At 56.2% G+C, this 17,427-nt stretch carries 17 protein-coding genes; 3 read left to right on the forward strand and 14 right to left on the reverse strand.

Annotated features, from left to right (window positions below):
• Nucleotides 1-6 precede the first annotated feature (6 nt).
• Both Q1B21_RS14950 and Q1B21_RS14955 read right to left on the reverse strand, forming a co-directional pair.
• On the reverse strand, nt 7-1,671 hold the full coding sequence (locus tag Q1B21_RS14950) for an iron ABC transporter permease (RefSeq protein ID WP_299890536.1): 1,665 nt from the start codon (nt 1,669-1,671) through the stop codon (nt 7-9).
• 80 nt (nt 1,672-1,751) lie between these two features.
• Complete coding sequence (locus tag Q1B21_RS14955; protein WP_299890538.1) at nt 1,752-2,063, reverse strand: YciI family protein; 312 nt, start codon at nt 2,061-2,063, stop codon at nt 1,752-1,754.
• A 93-nt stretch (nt 2,064-2,156) separates the two neighbouring features.
• Between Q1B21_RS14955 and Q1B21_RS14960 the strand changes: the two genes are divergently transcribed.
• A complete protein-coding gene (locus Q1B21_RS14960) occupies nt 2,157-3,041 on the forward strand; it encodes a LysR family transcriptional regulator (RefSeq protein WP_299890540.1) in 885 nt (294 codons plus the stop codon).
• Here Q1B21_RS14960 and Q1B21_RS14965 read toward each other — a convergent pair.
• The 9 genes from Q1B21_RS14965 to Q1B21_RS15005 form a co-directional block, all read right to left on the reverse strand.
• Nucleotides 3,032-4,249 carry a phenylacetate--CoA ligase family protein gene (locus Q1B21_RS14965; protein ID WP_299890542.1) on the reverse strand — a complete coding sequence of 406 codons (1,218 nt, stop codon included), beginning with the start codon at nt 4,247-4,249 and terminating at the stop codon, nt 3,032-3,034. The two genes, Q1B21_RS14960 and Q1B21_RS14965, sit on opposite strands and share 10 nt — an antisense overlap.
• Nucleotides 4,250-4,268: 19 nt before the next feature.
• The gene (locus Q1B21_RS14970; RefSeq protein WP_298935824.1) at nt 4,269-5,102 is read right to left on the reverse strand and encodes an ABC transporter ATP-binding protein; all 834 of its coding nucleotides are present in this window, start codon (nt 5,100-5,102) and stop codon (nt 4,269-4,271) included.
• A 70-nt stretch (nt 5,103-5,172) separates the two neighbouring features.
• A complete protein-coding gene (locus tag Q1B21_RS14975) occupies nt 5,173-6,456 on the reverse strand; it encodes an ABC transporter substrate-binding protein (protein ID WP_299081274.1) in 1,284 nt (427 codons plus the stop codon).
• A gap of 74 nt (nt 6,457-6,530) precedes the next feature.
• Complete coding sequence (locus Q1B21_RS14980) at nt 6,531-7,607, reverse strand: branched-chain amino acid ABC transporter permease (protein WP_120634824.1); 1,077 nt, start codon at nt 7,605-7,607, stop codon at nt 6,531-6,533.
• A gap of 3 nt (nt 7,608-7,610) precedes the next feature.
• Nucleotides 7,611-7,868: a hypothetical protein gene (locus tag Q1B21_RS14985; protein ID WP_298935827.1), complete on the reverse strand. Its 258-nt coding sequence runs from the start codon at nt 7,866-7,868 to the stop codon at nt 7,611-7,613.
• Nucleotides 7,865-8,119: a hypothetical protein gene (locus Q1B21_RS14990; RefSeq protein ID WP_299890549.1), complete on the reverse strand. Its 255-nt coding sequence runs from the start codon at nt 8,117-8,119 to the stop codon at nt 7,865-7,867. The genes Q1B21_RS14985 and Q1B21_RS14990 overlap by 4 nt, the downstream gene beginning before the upstream one ends.
• Complete coding sequence (locus tag Q1B21_RS14995) at nt 8,119-9,105, reverse strand: branched-chain amino acid ABC transporter permease (protein ID WP_298935829.1); 987 nt, start codon at nt 9,103-9,105, stop codon at nt 8,119-8,121. Before Q1B21_RS14995 ends, Q1B21_RS14990 begins: the two co-directional genes overlap by 1 nt.
• Nucleotides 9,106-9,134: 29 nt before the next feature.
• Complete coding sequence (locus tag Q1B21_RS15000) at nt 9,135-9,953, reverse strand: ABC transporter ATP-binding protein (protein ID WP_298935830.1); 819 nt, start codon at nt 9,951-9,953, stop codon at nt 9,135-9,137.
• Between the two features lie 78 nt (nt 9,954-10,031).
• A complete protein-coding gene (locus Q1B21_RS15005) occupies nt 10,032-12,005 on the reverse strand; it encodes an AMP-binding protein (RefSeq protein WP_299890552.1) in 1,974 nt (657 codons plus the stop codon).
• A 433-nt stretch (nt 12,006-12,438) separates the two neighbouring features.
• Between Q1B21_RS15005 and Q1B21_RS15010 the strand changes: the two genes are divergently transcribed.
• Nucleotides 12,439-12,933 (forward strand): hypothetical protein, encoded by a 495-nt coding sequence (locus tag Q1B21_RS15010; protein ID WP_299890554.1) that lies wholly within the window; start codon nt 12,439-12,441, stop codon nt 12,931-12,933.
• 249 nt (nt 12,934-13,182) lie between these two features.
• Here Q1B21_RS15010 and Q1B21_RS15015 read toward each other — a convergent pair whose 3' ends face one another.
• From Q1B21_RS15015 to Q1B21_RS15025, 3 genes are all read right to left on the reverse strand, one after another.
• A complete protein-coding gene (locus tag Q1B21_RS15015; protein WP_299890556.1) occupies nt 13,183-14,334 on the reverse strand; it encodes a CapA family protein in 1,152 nt (383 codons plus the stop codon).
• Between the two features lie 310 nt (nt 14,335-14,644).
• Nucleotides 14,645-15,199, reverse strand: a complete 555-nt coding sequence (locus Q1B21_RS15020; RefSeq protein WP_050604676.1) for an ActR/PrrA/RegA family redox response regulator transcription factor — start codon at nt 15,197-15,199, stop codon at nt 14,645-14,647.
• An 86-nt stretch (nt 15,200-15,285) separates the two neighbouring features.
• Nucleotides 15,286-15,906 (reverse strand): SCO family protein, encoded by a 621-nt coding sequence (locus tag Q1B21_RS15025; RefSeq protein ID WP_299890558.1) that lies wholly within the window; start codon nt 15,904-15,906, stop codon nt 15,286-15,288.
• A 90-nt stretch (nt 15,907-15,996) separates the two neighbouring features.
• Here Q1B21_RS15025 and regB point away from each other — a divergent pair, with 90 nt between their 5' ends.
• Nucleotides 15,997-17,394, forward strand: a complete 1,398-nt coding sequence (gene regB, locus Q1B21_RS15030; RefSeq protein WP_299890560.1) for a sensor histidine kinase RegB — start codon at nt 15,997-15,999, stop codon at nt 17,392-17,394.
• Nucleotides 17,395-17,427 lie beyond the last annotated feature (33 nt).

The raw sequence follows: 17,427 nt of genomic DNA on the forward strand, positions 1-17,427 counted from the left end.
AAGGTGTTACCGGCGACCAACCTGGCGACAAATCAGAATCACAGGCAGCAGCCCGACTGCCAGAATGACCAGTGACGGCACCGCAGCGCCTTCCAAGCGCTCATCAGACGCCAGTCGGTAGGCCTGTACCGCGAGCGTATCAAAGTTGAACGGGCGCATGATCAGCGTCGCGGGCAGCTCTTTCATCACATCAACAAATACGATCAGCAGGGCCGTTAGCAGCGAAGGGGTGAGAATGGGTAAATGCACGCGGCGCAAAGTGCCCAGCGGCGATTGCCCCAATGATCGCGCCGCCGCATCCATATTCGCGTGAACGGTAGTTTGGCCGCCTTCATAGGCGCTGAGTGCGGCCGCGAGAAAGCGCACCATATAGGCCGCGACCAACAGCCAGATCGATCCGGTAACCAGCAATCCGGTCGACACATCAAACGTGCCGCGCATCCAGGCATCCAGCGCGTTGTCGAACCCGGCAAAGGGAACGATCAGGCCCACGGCAATAACTCCGCCGGGCACGGCATAGCCGAGGCGTGCAATATAGGCGGCCGCCGAAGATACGCGCCCTGGTCTGAGGCGTTGAAAAAACCCGATGCAGATGGCCGCAGAAACCGTAACGATGGCCGCGGTGCCTGCCAAAATCAAAGAGTTCCGGATGAAGCCCAGATAGCGTTGCGACAACAGGTTTTGTTCCGAATGCAGACCCATTTCGACCAACACAATCACCGGCAGAAGAAACCCGAACAAAACCGGAATGGCGCAGAGCGTAAACGCCCCAACCGCACGCCAACCCGTCAGTTGAACCGCCGGCTGTGCCACGTGTTGTTTACCTGCATGATAGTATTTTGCCTTGCCGCGCTGGCTGCGCTCAGCAACGGCCATGATTAGTGCAAATGCCAGCAGCCCCAGCGCTAGCTGCGCCGCCGCGGCGCGATCCGCCATTGAAAACCAACTGGTATAGATCCCGGTGGCAAAGGTCTGAACACCGAAATAAGACACTGTGCCGAAATCAGCGATAGTTTCCATCACCGCCAACAGCACACCCCCCGCAATCGCCGGACGCGCCATGGGCAGTGAGATGCGCTTGAACGCCAGCCACGGGTTGTTGCCCAGCGCTCGTGCCGCCAAAAACGCTGTGGCGCTTTGCTGCAGGAACGCAGCGCGGGCCAGCAGGTAGACATAGGGGTAGAGCACAAGGATCAGCATCACAGCCGCGCCCTCGGTCGAGCGGATCTCGGGGAACCAATAGTCGCGCGGGCCCCATCCGGTGATATCCCGCAGGGTCGATTGAACGATGCCAGGGTGATCCAGAATAAAGGTGTAGGCATACGCCAGAACGTAAGCTGGAAAGGCCAACGGCAGGATCAAAACAATTTCAAGAAACCGAACACCAGGGAAACGTGTCATCGTCACCAGCCAAGCGGCACCGGTCCCGATACAGAAGGTGCCCGCCGCCACCAATGCCACAAGGATCAGCGTGGTCGCGGTATAGCGAGGCAGCACAGTTTGCATCAGATGCGAGATCGTGTCTGTTCCACCGGTCAACGCCGCCAGAACCACAGCCACCATCGGCAACAGGCAAACTGCAGCCACGCAATAAGAGCCCCCAGCCAAAAGCCGGGTACCCCGTGCGCCGCGATTGCGTGATCCGTTTTGTGAGTATTCGATCTGGGCCATTCGTCCTGTTTGTATTGGCGCGCCTCATGCGCCCTGCCTTAATCGACCAATTTCGTCGGAATTTCCAGCGCCAAAGCGTCTCAGGCCAGGTCACGCGGGCGCAGCAATGACAGGTTCTCGAAAACGACCTTCCAGTGCAGAATGTCATAAGATGCACGCAGACCAGTGGGCCAAAACGGGTCTTGGTGTATCAGTTGATCGATCTCTGCCAGATCGCTGTCACCCACCAGCCAGATGCCGCCGGCGCCAGCCCCAGTGCTATCGAACAGAGGCCCTGCGGCAGCGATTTTGTCTTCATGCGCCTTTAAGAAGTTCAGGTGTTCAGCCATGTGGTCGCGACGAATGTCGGGATCGGCGTGGGGGTTGTCTTTAAAAAGGATAATATGTGCCATGCGTCTCCTCCGTTTGGATGTAGGCACATTGAACCCGCATAGATGCTGATTGAATGCGGAACTTGTCCGACTTAACCTGCAGAAATGCCGGACATGAACTGGGACGACCTTCGATATCTGATTGCGCTAAACCGCCGGGGCAGCTTTGCCGCAGCTTCGGCAGAACTGGGCCAAGATGAAACAACAGTTGCGCGCCGGGTTCGCAGGTTGGAACATGCCCTTTCGGCTCAACTATTGTTTCGAGATGCAGTTGGAAAACAACGGCTTACCGAGTTGGCTGAAAAGCTGGTTGCCCATGCCCTGCATATGGAAACGGAAACCCGGCATATGGCAGAGCTGGCTGGTATGGATCAACGCAGCCTGGCTGGCACTGTTCGGGTAACGGCTGTTCCTGTTGTCGTCGACCGGATATTGGTGCCCGCTTTTCTCGGATTTCAGAAATGCTATCCTGACATAACGTTGGAACTGGTGCCCGAAGGCAGAAACCTAAGCCTCACCTGTCGAGAGGCGGATCTGGCGTTGCGATTGGGTCCGCCCAAAACAGGGGGGTCTGATACCCTCGCGCGGCGTATCGGATGGTTGGAGTTTGGCCTTTACAGATCGTCGATCACAACAACGCCGGGCCAGCCGCCCCAGTGGGTCCTGTACGACACAGCCCATGCCTATCTGGAGCAGGCGAAATGGATGAGCGCGCAATCTGACCGGCATTCGGTGGCCACCCTACGCGTGGCGGATCTGAATACCGCCATCGAAGCCGTCGCGAATGGTCTGGGGCAGAGCCTATTACCGATTGCCGCCTGCCAACACGATACCCGTTTGCGCCAAATAGACGCCCTGCCCGTTCCAGACACCCCAAGACGTCCTGTCTGGTTGCTGTCACACAGGGATCAGAGCCATCTGAAAGCGATTCAGGCGGTGAAGGAATGGTTGTCAAACATCAGCTGGGGCGCGTCAGTGCAGATTAAAGATTATTCGTAGACACGCTGATCTTCGATCACAAGCCCATCCTTGGGAAGGCTTCCTGGGGCCACGACCTCGACCGCGCCTTTCAGTTTCAGCACTTCGGCCACCGATTTGGCGTAGGCTAGGTCGTTCTCGCACGGGCTTTCAATCTGAACCGTCATCGTATCCATCTCACCCTGACGGGCGGCAATGACGCGGGCCTTTACGATCTCATCATGCTTGTTGACCAACGCGGCAACCTGTTCCGGGCGCACGAACATGCCCTTGATCTTGGTGGTCTGATCGGCACGCCCCATCCAGCCCTTGATGCGCATATTGGTGCGTCCACAAGGTGATTGGCCGGGCAGCATCGCCGACAAGTCACCGGTTGCAAACCGGATCAACGGGTAGTCGGGGTTGAGCGAAGTCACGACAACCTCGCCAACCTCACCCGGGGCCACGGGGGTTCCGGTTCCGGGGGTCACGACTTCGATGATCACATGCTCATCAATGATCATCCCGTCCATCGCGGCGCTTTCATAGGCGATGTTGCCCAGATCGGCTGTCGCGTAACATTGCAGGCAAGAGATTCCTCGATCGGCATAGTCCTGACGCAGGGATGGGAATAGTGCGCCACCGCCAACGGCAGCTTTGGAAAAGTTCAGGGCCACGCCCATGTCATCAGCCTTGTCCAAAATCACCTTCAGGTAATCTGGCGTTCCCGCGTAAGCCGTGCAGCCAATGTCGCGCGCGGCCGTCACCTGCAGCTCGGTCTGTCCGGTTCCGGCTGGCAAAACAGACGCGCCAACCGCACGGGCGCCGCTTTCAAAGATCATCCCCGCAGGGGTCAGATGATACCCAAAGCAATTCTGAACAATGTCCGCTGCTCCCACGCCCGAAGCGTGCAAGAAACGCCCCATCCGCCACCAGTCATGGTCAGTGCTGCCTGGCTCATAAATCGGCCCGGGTGATTGAAAGACGTGGTGGAAATGTTGCGCCGGTTTCACAGTAAATCCGCCAAAAGGGGGCCGTTCGGCCTGCGCCCGGCTTAGGTCTGACTTGCGCAAGACAGGCAAGACCGGCAGATCATCCGCGGATCCAACGGCATTTATATCCGCATCCGCTAAATGCGCCGCAAAAGCCGGGGCCGAGGTTACGCGCTTAAGCTGCTCGCGCAGCGCTACGGCCTGATCGGAGGTGCGTTCGTCTGCCGAGCGCGTTTCGAGAGCATCGAAATAAGTCATCGCCATATCCTCCATTCCCTCACAACCATCTTTTGCGACGGCGATAAGACCGCACGTCGCGAAAACTCTTACGGCCTTCGTCGGACACCCCAAGATAGAATTCCTTCACATCCGGGTTCTCGCGCAACTCCGCAGCCGGGCCATCCATCACAACGCGCCCTGATTCCAGGATGTATCCGTAGTGGGCAAACCGAAGGGCGACGTTGGTGTTCTGCTCTGCCAGCAGGAAGGACACGCCCTCTTTTTCATTCAGATCTTTGACGATGCCGAAAATCTCTTCGACCAGCTGCGGCGCCAGACCCATCGAGGGTTCATCCAGCAGAATGGTTTCCGGCCGCGACATCAGCGCACGGCCCATCGCCACCATTTGTTGTTCACCGCCCGAGGTATAGCCCGCCTGAGATCGGCGACGTTCCTTGAGGCGGGGGAAATAGGTATAGACCAGTTCCAGATCCTGCTGGATCGCAGCTTTGCCGTCCTTGCGCGTATAGGCGCCGGTCAGCAGGTTTTCTTCAACTGTCAGATGTTCGAAACAGTGGCGGCCCTCCATCACCTGTATCACGCCTTTCTCCACCAGATCGGCCGGGTCGCTTTCATGCACGCTGGTCCCGCGATACTTGATCGAGCCTTTGGTGACTTCGCCACGTTCGGAATGCAGCAGGTTCGACACCGCCTTCAGCGTCGTTGTCTTGCCCGCGCCATTGCCACCCAGCAGCGCGGTGATGCCGCCCTTGGGCACATTCAGGCTGACGCCTTTCAGCACAAGGATCACATGGTTGTAGATCACCTCGATGTTGTTGACTTCCAGCAGGGTTTCCGCCTGCACGTCAGTGGTGTGTGCCGCATCCAGCATCAGCGCATATCCTCGTGCGTGTGTCGGGTTCGGAGCGGCGGTCAGCCGCCGCCCCGTATGGTTTGGCGCTTTAGTTGCAGCGCGATTCGATCTTGTTTTCCGCCGCATAAGCTGCGGAATCCTCATCGATGAGGCTACCAATCACGTCGCCATCTGTTGCTTTAAAGTCCGAGATCAGCGTCCAGGTCTTGTTCGCCGCATCCCATTGGGTCACACCAACCAGAGCGTCACCACCGTGGTTTTCACATGAGACCGAGAACGTTGGACCGAAGTTGGGCAGGCCCAGCTCAGCCATCTTGGCCTCGGACATCTCAAGCGCTTCCATACCATCACGCATGTCTGCCGGAGTAATTTCGGCGTTGCCGGAAATTTCCTGCGCTTTCTTGATGGCTTCGGCGGCAAGAACAGCAGCGTAAAGACCACGGTTGTACAGAACCGTGCCAACCTGATCACCCGCGCCAGCGGCTTTGCCAGCATCGACCACGTGCTTTTGCAGATCGTCAAAAACCGGGAAATCCGTGCCCACATTGTGGAACGTCAACGCCTTGTAGCCATTGGCGGCTTCACCCGCTGGCAGCACGTCGTTTTCCGAACCTGACCACCAGATACCGATGAAATTTTCCATCGGGAAACGGATGTTGGCGGCTTCCTGTACGGCAACCTGGTTCATGACGCCCCAGCCCCACATCAGAACATAGTCGGGCTTGTCGCGACGGATCTGCAGCCACTGGGATTTCTGTTCCTGGCCTGGATGGTCGACCGGCAGGGCTGCCAGTTCAAATCCATGCTTCTTGGACAGCTCTTCCAGCGTGCGGATGGGTTCCTTGCCGTAGGCCGAGTTGTGGTAAACCAGCGCGATTTTCTTACCGCTCAGATCCCCTCCGTTTTCCTCAAGCAGATAATTCACTGCACCCGAGGCTCCGTCCCAGTAGTTGGCCGGATAGTTGAACGTGTGGCTGAACACGTCGCCGTTCTTAGCCGAGGTCCGACCATAACCCATCGTGTGCAGCGGGATTCCGTCAGCGGTCACTTTGGGGATCAGCTGATAGGTAATCCCGGTCGACAGCGGCTGATAGACCAACGCGCCTTCGCCTTTGGTTGCCTCATAGCATTCCACACCTTTTTCGGTGTTATAGCCGGTCTCGCATTCGACCATACGGACCGGAACACCGCCGATACCGCCATCGCGCTCGTTCAGCAGGGTGAAATAGTCATTATAGCCATCCGAGAACGGGATACCGCCAGCCGCATAAGGCCCGGTGCGATAGCTGAGATCGGGGATCACAAGATCCGCAACAGCGGGTCCTGCGGCCATCAGGGCGCTCAGCGCCATGGTTGCCAGTTTAGTCTTCATCGGGTGTCTCCTCCCTTGATTGATCCGACGTTGTCTTCGGGCTTGCCGCCCGTCTTTTGATTGGGCCTACCCCGCTAGTGGGGGAACGGCCAGAGTCTGAGTTTCTCTTTCGCGACGCGCCACAGCTGCGCCAGCCCGTGCGGCTCGAGGATCAGGAACATAACGATCAGGGCGCCGACGATCACCAGCTGCAGATGCGCAACGATATCGGTGGGCCAGCCCAGAACATCGACACCGACAACCTTCAAGACCACCGGCAGCAACACCAGGAAAGCCGCGCCAGCAAAGGACCCAAAGATCGAGCCCAATCCGCCAATGATCACCATGAACAGCACCAGGAACGATTTCTGGATACCAAACACCTCACCCACCTCGACCGCGCCGAGGTAAACGGCAAAGAACAGCGCACCGGCAATCCCGACAAAGAACGAACTGACAGCAAAGGCGGTGAGTTTTGCCTTCAGCGGGTTCACCCCAATGATCTCGGCCGCGATATCCATGTCGCGGATTGCCATCCAGGTCCGCCCTGTGGTGCCGCGGGTCAGATTGCGTGCAAGGACCGCACATAAGGCGAGGAAAATCAGGCAGAACAGATAAGTCGCCCAGGCTGGCGCATTCGGGCCAGTGATGATGATGCCAAACACATCCCGCTCGGGCGCGTTGATCTGACCCGAGGCCGAGTAGTTGTAGAACCACGGCACCCGGTTAAAGAGCCAGACCAGAAAGAACTGCGCCGCCAGTGTGGCCACGGCAAGGTAAAAACCTTTGATCCGCAACGATGGTAAACCAAACAGCACACCAACGACGGCCGTTATCCCACCGGCCAGCAACACATGGATGAACATGCTGACATCCGGAAAGGCTGTCATCAGCTTGTAGCAGGCATAAGCCCCCACGGCCATGAACCCGCCGGTCCCAAGGCTGACCTGCCCGCAATACCCAACCAGAATGTTCAGCCCGATCGCCGCGATGGCGTAAATCAGGAACGGCAACAACAGCGCATTGGCCCAATAGTCGTTGATGATGAACGGGATGATCCCAAAGGCCACTGCCAGCACGACATAATACCGATACCGGTCAAACTTGATCGGGAAAGTCTGGCTGTCATCTGTATAGGAGGTTTTGAAATCTCCGGCCTCACGATAGAACATGTCTTACTTTCCCCATTCTTCCTGCGCCCGGTTCCGGGTCGCGGCGTCCAGCTGTTTCGACCCTTTGGCGTAACCGCTTGCCTCGGTGACGCGCACCAGTTTCATGTAGGCCATGACGCCCGTCACCAACCCGGCAAAGGCCAGGACCGCAGCAATCACCAACTGGCTGTCGCTAAGATCATCCGTGGTCAGAGCGATGTACCCAAAAGCCCAAAAGCCCGCCCAAGCAATCACGTTTATGATGGCAATCAGCTTGGTCATGCGACGGTTCCCCGACTTCTGACATTCAGCCAGTGCACAACTGCCGCCAGTGCTGCGTAAAAGAACATGGCGTCCAATGCCCGAATGTAGCTGACATACAGCATCATTCTGAGCTGCCACTCTGTATCTGTTTCTGTCCGCAGAGCAGAACTTGACAGGCTGACCTCAAAAATCTCACCGATTGACTGCACAATGCCGTAGAGCAACAAAACAATCGGGAGTGCTTTGAAAATGGAATCCAGTTTTTCCATCATACTCTCTCGATGATCTTCTCGCCGAACAGACCCTGAGGCCGGAACACAAGGAAGATCAGCGCCAGGACATAGGCGAACCAATTCTCGGTCGCGCCGCCGACCAGCGGGCCGATGGAAAACTCGAACAGTTTCTCGCCCACACCGATGATCAAACCACCAACAATCGCGCCTGGGATTGATGTGAATCCGCCCAACATCAGAACTGGCAGCGCCTTGAGCGCGATCAGCGACAGCGAGAACTGAACGCCTGACTTGGTGCCCCACATGATGCCCGCAACCAGCGCGACAAAGCCAGCGACCGACCAGACCATGATCCAGATGAAGTTCAGCGAGATACCCACTGACAGCGCAGCCTGATGATCATCCGCCACAGCGCGCATCGCCCGGCCCTGCTTGGTATACTGGCTGAACATGACCAGCGCGGCCACCAGAAGCGCCGCAATCACCGTCGCCACGATATCCAGATTATCGATGAAGAAGCCGTAGCCAAAGATGTTGAACGTCGCCTCGTCCAGCCACAGGTTGATGCCCTGCGGCAGACCGACATCCAGTGTCTTAATCTCGGACCCCCACATCAGGTCGGCCACGCCTTCGAGGAAATACGCCAGGCCGATCGTCGCCATGAACAGGATGATCGGTTCCTGCCCGACCAGATGGCGCATGACAAATCGCTGCACTGCCCAGGCCAGAACCACCATCACGGCCATGGTCAAAAGGATCGCCACCAGCGCCGGCACGTTCCAACCGAAGTAGTGGATATGGGTCCCAAAGGTCGCGTTGATCAGATGCGCAAACGGCACCTGACCGTTCATGATTCCAACCAGCGTCATCGCCGCAAACAGGGCCATAACCCCTTGCGCATAATTGAATATCCCCGAGGCCTTGTAGATCAGCACAAACCCCAGCGCAACCAAAGCATACAGCACCCCGGCCATCAGCCCGTTGAGGATGACCTCCATCGCAAACACGAGTTGTTCAGGCATGCCAGCCCCTCCCCAATTTCGCCCAGAGCTTAGTCATGGCTGACCCCCAGATAAGCGTCGATGACTTCCTGATTGTTGCGCACCTCGTCCGGCGTGCCGTCGCCGATCTTGCGCCCGTAATCCATCACAACCACCCGGTCGCTCAGGTCCATCACCACACCCATGTCATGCTCGATCAGGGCGATCGTGGTGCCGAATTCATCATTCACATCCAGGACAAAACGGCTCATGTCCTCTTTCTCTTCGACATTCATGCCCGCCATCGGCTCATCCAGCAGCAAAAGCTTGGGTTCCGCCGCCAAGGCGCGCGCCAGTTCGACGCGTTTTTTCAGGCCATAGGGCAGACGTGACACCGGCGTCTTGCGGATGTGCTGGATTTCCAGAAAGTCGATGATCTTTTCAACGGCTTCGCGATTCTCGGTCTCTTCCGCTTCGGCCTTACCTTTCCATAGCGCCTGCTGAAAAATGTTGGTCTTCATGTAGTTCAAGCGCCCGGTCATAACGTTGTCCAGAACGCTCATGCCTTCGAATAAGGCGATGTTCTGGAACGTTCGGGCAATGCCCTGACGCGCGACCTCATAGGGACGCATTTGCGGGCGTGGGGCCCCGTGGAACCAGACCTCACCCTCTTGCGGGACATAAAACCCCGAAATCACATTCAACATCGAGGACTTGCCAGCCCCGTTTGGACCGATAATGGCACGAATCTCACCCTCGCGGATGTCGAACGAAATATCCTTGATCGCCACAACGCCGCCGAACCGCAGAGTGATGTTCTTCATCTCCATCACCACGCCGCCGATCTGGCGGCCATCCTCGGTAACATATCCATCAGCTGCATCAAGCATGTGTGGCTCCTTGAACTACACGAAAACGGGACGGTGGGCGGGGCGATGACCGCAGGTCGAGCGGCGCACCTCCGACACTCATTCCGCCGCAACCTTATGCTGTGCCACCGCGACAACCGGCGCATCAACGATTTCAAGCGTTGCGCTAATCGAGCCTTTGCGGCCGTCCTCATAGGTCACTTCGGTGGTGGTCGAGACACTCGAAGATCCGTCATACAAAGCCGCGATGATGTCAGCGTATTTGTCCTCGACAAATCCACGGCGCACTTTACGCGTGCGGGTGATCTCACCATCATCCGCATCCAGCTCCTTGTGCAGCACCACAAAGCGATGCACCTGACAGCCCGACAGCATTTCGTCGGCAGCAACAGATTTGTTCACCTCTTCCACGTGGGATTTTATCGTCTCTAACACACGGGGATTGGCCGTCAGTTCCTGATAAGACCCATAGGCAATGTTGTTGCGTTCTGCCCAATTCCCGACCGCGGTCAGGTCAATATTGATGAAGGCAACACAGCGATCTTTGCCGTTCCCAAACAGTACAACTTCCAGAATATCGGGATAGAACTTCAGCTTGTTCTCGACATATTTGGGCGCGAACATCGAGCCATCGGCCATTTTACCAACATCCTTGGCCCGGTCGATGATGCGCAGATGGCCCGATCCCTCTTCTATGAACCCGGCATCACCCGTGGCGACCCAACCCTCGGCATCCTTGGTCGAAGCCGTGGAATCGGGGTTCTTGAAATACTCCACAAACACACCAGGCGAACGGTAGTAGATCTCGCCTGTGTCATCGATCTTCAGCTCGACATCCGGCGCTGGCACGCCAACCGTGTCAGCCCGCACTTCGCCGTCCGGCTGGACGGTGATGAATACCGTGGCTTCGGTCTGGCCGTAGAGCTGTTTCAGGTTGATGCCCAAAGACCGGTAGAAGTCAAAGATTTCTGGCCCAATGGCTTCACCCGCCGTGTACCCGACGCGAAAACGGCCGTACCCCAAAGTGTCCTTGAGCGGCCCGTAAACCAGCATATTGCCCAGCGCGTATTTCAAACGGTCACCAAACCCAACCGGCTTGCCATCCAACAACAACCCACCAACTCTCTTGGCATGGGCCATGAAGTGGTGGAACATCCGCTGCTTCAGCTTGCCTGCGTCTTCCATGCGGATCATCACGTTGGTCAGCTGAGTTTCGAATACGCGCGGTGGGGCAAAGAAATAGGTCGGCCCGATCTCACGCAGATCGGTCATCATGGTTTCCGCACTCTCGGGGCAGTTCACGCAGAACCCACACCAGTAGGCCTGACCGATAGAGAAGATGAAGTCGCCGACCCACGCCATCGGCAGATAAGACAGGATGTCTTCGTCCCGCTTGAGATGATCGAAATCCGCCGAGTTCTTGGCGCTTTCAATCACATTCCGATTCGACAGCACGACACCCTTGGGCTTGCCTGTCGTGCCCGAGGTATAGAGCATGACGCAGGTGTCGTCGTAGGTGATCTCGGAAATGCGTTTGTCCAGCTCCGCATCAAAACGGGCGTGCCCTGCATTCCCGTCAGCCATGATGTCTTCAAGCGCATTCATCTGGGAATGATCGTATTTCCGCATCCCGCGCTTGTCGGTGTATAGGATGTGTTTGATCTGACTTAGGTTTTCCTGAATTTCGATGACTTTATCGACCTGCTCCTGATCACCGCAGACGACATATTTCGCGCCGCAATGCTCCATCACATAGGCCATCTCTTCGGCCACGGCATCCTGGTAGAGCGGCACCGGAACCGCACCAACCATTTGTGCAGCGACCATAGCCCAGTAATGCGCCGGACGGTTACGCCCGATCACGGCGATATGGTCACCCTTCTCGACGCCAACTTCCAGAAAACCCAGGGCAAGCGAGCGCACTTCGGCAGATGTCTCAGCCCAGCTCCAGCATTGCCAGATTCCGAATTCTTTTTCCCGGTACGCCGGGGCGTCCCCGAATTGTGCCGCATTGCGATGTAGCAGCGCCGGAAGAGAGTGCGTCCCTTCAGCGCCCGACTGCGTCTGAGCCAATCTTTCTCTCCTCCCCGTCCGGCCCTTCCTCTGGGCCGGAAACAGCGGACCCGGAACACAACCCGGACGCCAACGCCCCGATTAGGGACAGCTGCACGATCAGCGTCAACTTTTTCCTGATGTTTTCTCAATTCTTACGAATTGTAACAGGTGTGGAGAGGCGATCTTTTGAGCTGAGCAAACTTACAACTCGCAAAACTCGGGGGATGAGCAAAACGTCGGTCTGCACCGGGCGTGATATCAAGCTTCCGCAGTAGGGTTGATGAGGTTGGAAATGTTCATCGATACCATGCGGATCGAATGTCTCGGTCGAACCCAAACCTACCGAGAAAGCGCCAACCTTCTTACAAGTTGACACTTGTCAAGGATCGAGACTTCTAATTTGCCTATTCTGACAATGGATTGTCTTTCGCACTACTCGGACGCTTGTGACATGAACCAGTTTGTCCAAATTAGCATAGCAATCGGTCTTGGAATTTGGGCAATTTCCTCGACTGCCCAGCAGTCGAATCCACATCTGATCTACGAAGATAACTGTGCGTCTTGTCACCTGCCGCATGCAGGAGATTTTGTCTCCGAAAAACTGATTGTGTCAGAAAGTGGCATTGTGGGAAGAGCTTCTGGTCGCCCCGTTATTGACTATCTGAAGGCAGGACACGGCAAGTTGTTAGACGAAGAAGTCAATGTGCTGATACAGCAGTTCGAGTTCATTCAACAATCTGGCCGTTTATTCAAAGAAAAATGCATTATTTGCCACGACAACGCCGCCGAATTTGCGCGCCAAAAGTTAATCTTGCGCGATGATATACTTACAGGGCGGTACACAGATAGAGATGTCGCAGAGTTTTTGTTGCAGCATGGTCGGCTTGATGCATCTGAGGCACAAAAGATGGTTGAGGTTCTTATGCGTCAACTTCAGGTAAGGTAAGGAGCATCAAAATACCTCGCGATGTAGGCCGGCTCTCAGCCTTAGTTCGGGTATTAGGTTTATGCATTGATAGGCAGGTTTGTCCGCATAGCAAAATTTGCTGAAAGTTTCTCATCAGGCGCTAGATTCTCTAACTGCAATTCCGGCAAAACCGCTGTCGCCAAAGTTGAGCCGATCAGGTTTCGGTGCGACAGGCCAGTGACAACGACAATTCAAGTCAAATTGCCGGAAACGAGGCTGAAATGCTGATCAGCTGGCCGCTCGCTCCACTCTCTGCGTAATGCGCCCCTCGACCTCGTAAGCCCCCCAGCGAACCGGCGTTGCCTTGAGGTTTGTGATCGCCGTCTTACCCTGGGATTTTTGCACTTCGACCTGAAGGATTTTGCTGGTGGCGATATGATCATGGGAAAAGCCCCACAGCAGACTTCCCAGTGAATAGGCAATGGGAACGATCCGGCTGCTGTCCGACTTTGACTTATAAAGCTGAATAGGTTGGGCGACATGCGGGTGATGGCAAACAATGATATCGGCTCCGAAATCGGCCAAGTCTTCGGCTGCTTTTTGCTGCGCGCGGCGCGGGAACAGCTCGAACTCATGACCCCAGTGGATGATCGCTATGGTCAGATCACAGTTGGCCGCTTTGGCGTTGGATATCTGTGTCTTGAGCAGAGCCATATCCGGCGCTTCGTGTTTTGACGTCAGCTTTGCAAGATTGACGCTGTAGGGTTGGCCTTCCGGTAGAGATTGACCATTGGTTCCAAACGCGCAGGACGCAAAGCCCAGCTTTATGCCGTTTCGTTCAATTGATTTAACCGCATTTTTCTCAGACTCAGTTTCATTCACGCCGACTTGCAGGATACTTCTTTGCTTCAACGCGGTCAGAGTGGTTTCCAACCCCTCAACACCCATGTCGAAGATATGGTTGTTCGCCAGGTTCAAAACACCAAAGACCTTCCCGTTATGGCTGGTCAGGGCATCGAACTGATCTTCGGACGCACATTCAACTGGCGGGCCGGCATCTCCGATCACTTCGTCCACCAGGGGCTGTGTCGTGACCGGAGATTCATAGTTGGCAATCACAACGTCATCTAGAAACAAAAGATCTTCGATCTGCGCGTAGACCTGATCCTGCGCGACCTCGGCCCGGTGGGTTCGCAATATGTCCCCGGCAAAACTCAACGTGACCGTCGTTGCGCTGTCATCGTTGGTGCGCTGTGACAACTGAGCGTCAGTGGATTGCATGAACTCTGAGGTTTCAAGCTCAGCCTCGGGCAGTTCGACAGGGTTTTTACACTTGTAGACCCAATACAGGTTGTCCAGCAGGTTCATCTCGGCGACATCACCTGCTGCGCCCTTGCGCGGATGTCGCCAAAACCCAAACGTCTCCGCAGCCTTCGTCACCAGCGAAACAATCCCCCTAAGGACGGGGTTCGAAATTTTCAGGGCATCGTAAGGGGTGTTTGGCAAAAGAGACACTTGGGGGTTCTCACTTTTTCTATTGAGAGCGTTAGACTTGAGATGTTGCGGGCCATCAGCTCGCATTAGTTAGCGCGATAGCACAAAACTGGTTAACAAAACGATTTTCAATACCCGAGTGGCAGCAAATCATTGGGTTACAAGCAACAAAGGCACGGTCGTGACTGACCGTGCCTAGCGAAATCTGGGAATTCAGAGGGCTGGCCCGGTGCGTACACCGACGGGCCAAAACCACTTACCGCGGGCTGCGCTTGGCCAAGATCCGCTGCAGGGTCCGGCGGTGCATATTCAAACGCCGCGCCGTTTCGCTGACATTGCGATCACACAGCTCATAAACGCGCTGGATATGTTCCCAGCGGACGCGATCCGCGCTCATGGGGTTTTCCGGCGGCGGTGGCAGCTCATCGCCCTTGGCCAGTAGCGCGTTGGTGATATCGGTCGCATCCGCAGGTTTCGACAGATAGTCCGTCGCCCCGATCTTTACTGCCGCAACAGCGGTGGCAATCGCGCCATATCCGGTCAACACCACAACCCGGCTGTCCGGGCGCTTTTCGCGCAGTACCTCGACCACATCCAGGCCGTTGCCATCCTCTAACCGAAGATCGACAACCGCATAGGCGGGTGGGCGAGCTGTTGAAATTGCGCGGCCCGCGGCAACAGAGCCTGCGGTTTCCACTTCAAAGCCGCGTTTCTCCATGGCCTTGGCCAAACGTCTCAGAAACGGCTCATCATCATCTACCAACAGCAGCGATTTGTCAGGGCCAATATCAAGCTGAGAACTGTCTGCCATATGTGGGTCTTTCTGCTATTTCATGCCTTTGGCGTGAATATGAGTAATAGCAGCGCGGGAACAAAGGTCAAACCGATGTGTCACTGTTAGACCTGATCCAGAAAGCAGCCCACCTTGTCGGCCATCTGCTCGGCCGTGTCTTCGCGTTTGAAAAACTCGAGGAATCCATGTTCGGGCGTGACCAGATAGGTGAAGGTGGAATGATCGACCAAGTAGTATTCGTCGCTTTTGTCATGCGCTTTGTAGTAGGTTTTATAGGCCTTGCTGGCCGCCTTGACCTGTTCCGGCGATCCGGTCAGCGCGATCATCCGCTCATGCAGGTTAAAGGCGTAGTCCCCGACGACGTCTGGCGTGTCGCGATCCGGGTCAATTGAGATGAAAAGCGGTGTCACAGATTGGCCGCGCTCGGCCAGAATGTCGATTGCCTCGGCATTGCGGGACATGTCGAACGGGCAGACGTCCGGGCAGAAGGTATAGCCAAAATAAACCAGCGTCGGTTCGGTGATGACTTCTTTGTCAGTGACCGTCTCGCCCTTGCCATTGACCAGTTCAAATGGTCCCCCAATTGCCGCTGTGCCACCTGCGATCTGGCTGGATCGGCATTGTGCGAACTGATCGTCTGACCCACCACCCTGTGTCATAAGCCACATGGCGCCAAGGCCAACGGCAAGAACGACGGCAGCGAGTATAGCGTAAAGGCGGGTCATGATGGGTATCCAGACGCAAGGGGTTGTTGATCGTTTCGGCCGGGACACCTATCAAGATGATCAGCCTATGCAACAGGACATAATGGACCAATGGCAGATTCCAACCAGACCTTTTGGCGCGGCCAGGAACGCAGCAGCTGGATTCGCCTGCGTACCCTGATCCTGCTGCGATGGGTGGCCATTATTGGCCAGTTCACAGCAATTACGGTGGCTCAACGGTATTATCACGTACAGCTGGAACTGGGCCTTTGCTATCTGGCAATCGGAATCTCGGTTATGGGTAACTTGACTGCCATCCTGCTGTTTCCACAGAACAAGCGCCTGTCCGAGTTTGAGAATTTCCTAATGGTGCTGTTTGACCTCTTGCAGCTTGCCATTCTTTTGTACCTGACGGGCGGGTTGAACAATCCGTTTGCATTGCTGCTGCTGGGTCCGGTGACAATCTCAGCCAACGTTATGAGCACCCGGTCCACATTGATTGTCGGCGGGTTTGCCATAATACTCACCACTTTGCTGGCCGAGTTTCATTTGCCATTGCGGACGGATCTAGGGCGTGTCCTGGACATTCCAGATATCCTTTTGTTCGGCAACTGGGCAGCAATCATCATCGCAATCGTCTTCATTGGCGCCTATTCGCATCGGGTCAGCACCGAAGTGCAATCGATGTCCGAGGCGCTTTCGGCCACGCATATGGCACTGGCGCGCGAGCAGAAACTGACGGATCTTGGTGGGGTTGTGGCCGCCGCCGCCCACGAGCTCGGCACCCCACTGGCCACGATCAAGCTCGCCAGCTCCGAGTTGATCGAAGAACTGGATGATCGCCCTGACCTCAAGGAAGATGCCGCCCTGATCCGCGAACAGGCCAATCGGTGCCGGGATATTCTGCGTGACATGGGCCGGGCTGGTAAGGACGATCTGCATCTGCGCCAAGCCCCCCTATCGACTGTCATTCACGAGGCGGCCGAGCCTCATATAGATCGGGGCAAGGTGGTTCACTTTACCGAAGGCCCCGCAGGGGACGGAGATGTGCAACATCCGTCGATCTTGCGAAAGCCTGAAATTATCCACGGGCTGCGCAATCTGATCCAGAATGCCGTGGATTTTGCCCGGGCCAATGTCTGGGTCGAGGCAGAATGGACACCCGATCTGATCACCATCAACATCATGGATGACGGGCGCGGATATCCTGCGCAGATGCTTGGCCGGATCGGAGATCCATTTGTCCGTCGCAGGCGGGCAGAATCCGATCAGCGCGCGCGTCCCGAATATGAGGGCATGGGTCTGGGATTGTTCATCGCCAAGACCTTGTTGGAACGCAGCGGGGCCGAGTTGGAATTCGCCAACGGGTCTGACCCGTATCAACATCTGTCAGACCATCGCGATCGCAAAGGGGCGATTGTGAGCGTGTCATGGCCTCGCAAACTGATTGATGCCCAGAAAGGTGACACACCCGTTCCGTCAGGCGTCAACCAGCACATTCAGGCGTAGATTAAGACACCGTTAACCAATACTCGGCATAAT

This window comes from uncultured Ruegeria sp. (assembly GCF_947504215.1).
Lineage (GTDB): Bacteria > Pseudomonadota > Alphaproteobacteria > Rhodobacterales > Rhodobacteraceae > Ruegeria.

Coding starts and splice junctions, on each gene's coding strand:
- Q1B21_RS15020 (WP_050604676.1), bottom strand. CDS start 15,199: ATGGCAGACAGTTCTCAGCTTGATATTGGCCCTGACAAATCGCTGCTG.
- regB (WP_299890560.1), top strand. CDS start 15,997: ATGGCAGATTCCAACCAGACCTTTTGGCGCGGCCAGGAACGCAGCAGC.
- Q1B21_RS14980 (WP_120634824.1), bottom strand. CDS start 7,607: ATGTTCTATCGTGAGGCCGGAGATTTCAAAACCTCCTATACAGATGAC.
- Q1B21_RS15000 (WP_298935830.1), bottom strand. CDS start 9,953: ATGCTTGATGCAGCTGATGGATATGTTACCGAGGATGGCCGCCAGATC.
- Q1B21_RS14970 (WP_298935824.1), bottom strand. CDS start 5,102: ATGCTGGATGCGGCACACACCACTGACGTGCAGGCGGAAACCCTGCTG.
- Q1B21_RS14950 (WP_299890536.1), bottom strand. CDS start 1,671: ATGGCCCAGATCGAATACTCACAAAACGGATCACGCAATCGCGGCGCA.
- Q1B21_RS14995 (WP_298935829.1), bottom strand. CDS start 9,105: ATGCCTGAACAACTCGTGTTTGCGATGGAGGTCATCCTCAACGGGCTG.
- Q1B21_RS14965 (WP_299890542.1), bottom strand. CDS start 4,249: ATGACTTATTTCGATGCTCTCGAAACGCGCTCGGCAGACGAACGCACC.
- Q1B21_RS14955 (WP_299890538.1), bottom strand. CDS start 2,063: ATGGCACATATTATCCTTTTTAAAGACAACCCCCACGCCGATCCCGAC.
- Q1B21_RS14960 (WP_299890540.1), top strand. CDS start 2,157: ATGAACTGGGACGACCTTCGATATCTGATTGCGCTAAACCGCCGGGGC.
- Q1B21_RS15010 (WP_299890554.1), top strand. CDS start 12,439: ATGAACCAGTTTGTCCAAATTAGCATAGCAATCGGTCTTGGAATTTGG.
- Q1B21_RS14975 (WP_299081274.1), bottom strand. CDS start 6,456: ATGAAGACTAAACTGGCAACCATGGCGCTGAGCGCCCTGATGGCCGCA.
- Q1B21_RS14990 (WP_299890549.1), bottom strand. CDS start 8,119: ATGGAAAAACTGGATTCCATTTTCAAAGCACTCCCGATTGTTTTGTTG.
- Q1B21_RS15025 (WP_299890558.1), bottom strand. CDS start 15,906: ATGACCCGCCTTTACGCTATACTCGCTGCCGTCGTTCTTGCCGTTGGC.
- Q1B21_RS14985 (WP_298935827.1), bottom strand. CDS start 7,868: ATGACCAAGCTGATTGCCATCATAAACGTGATTGCTTGGGCGGGCTTT.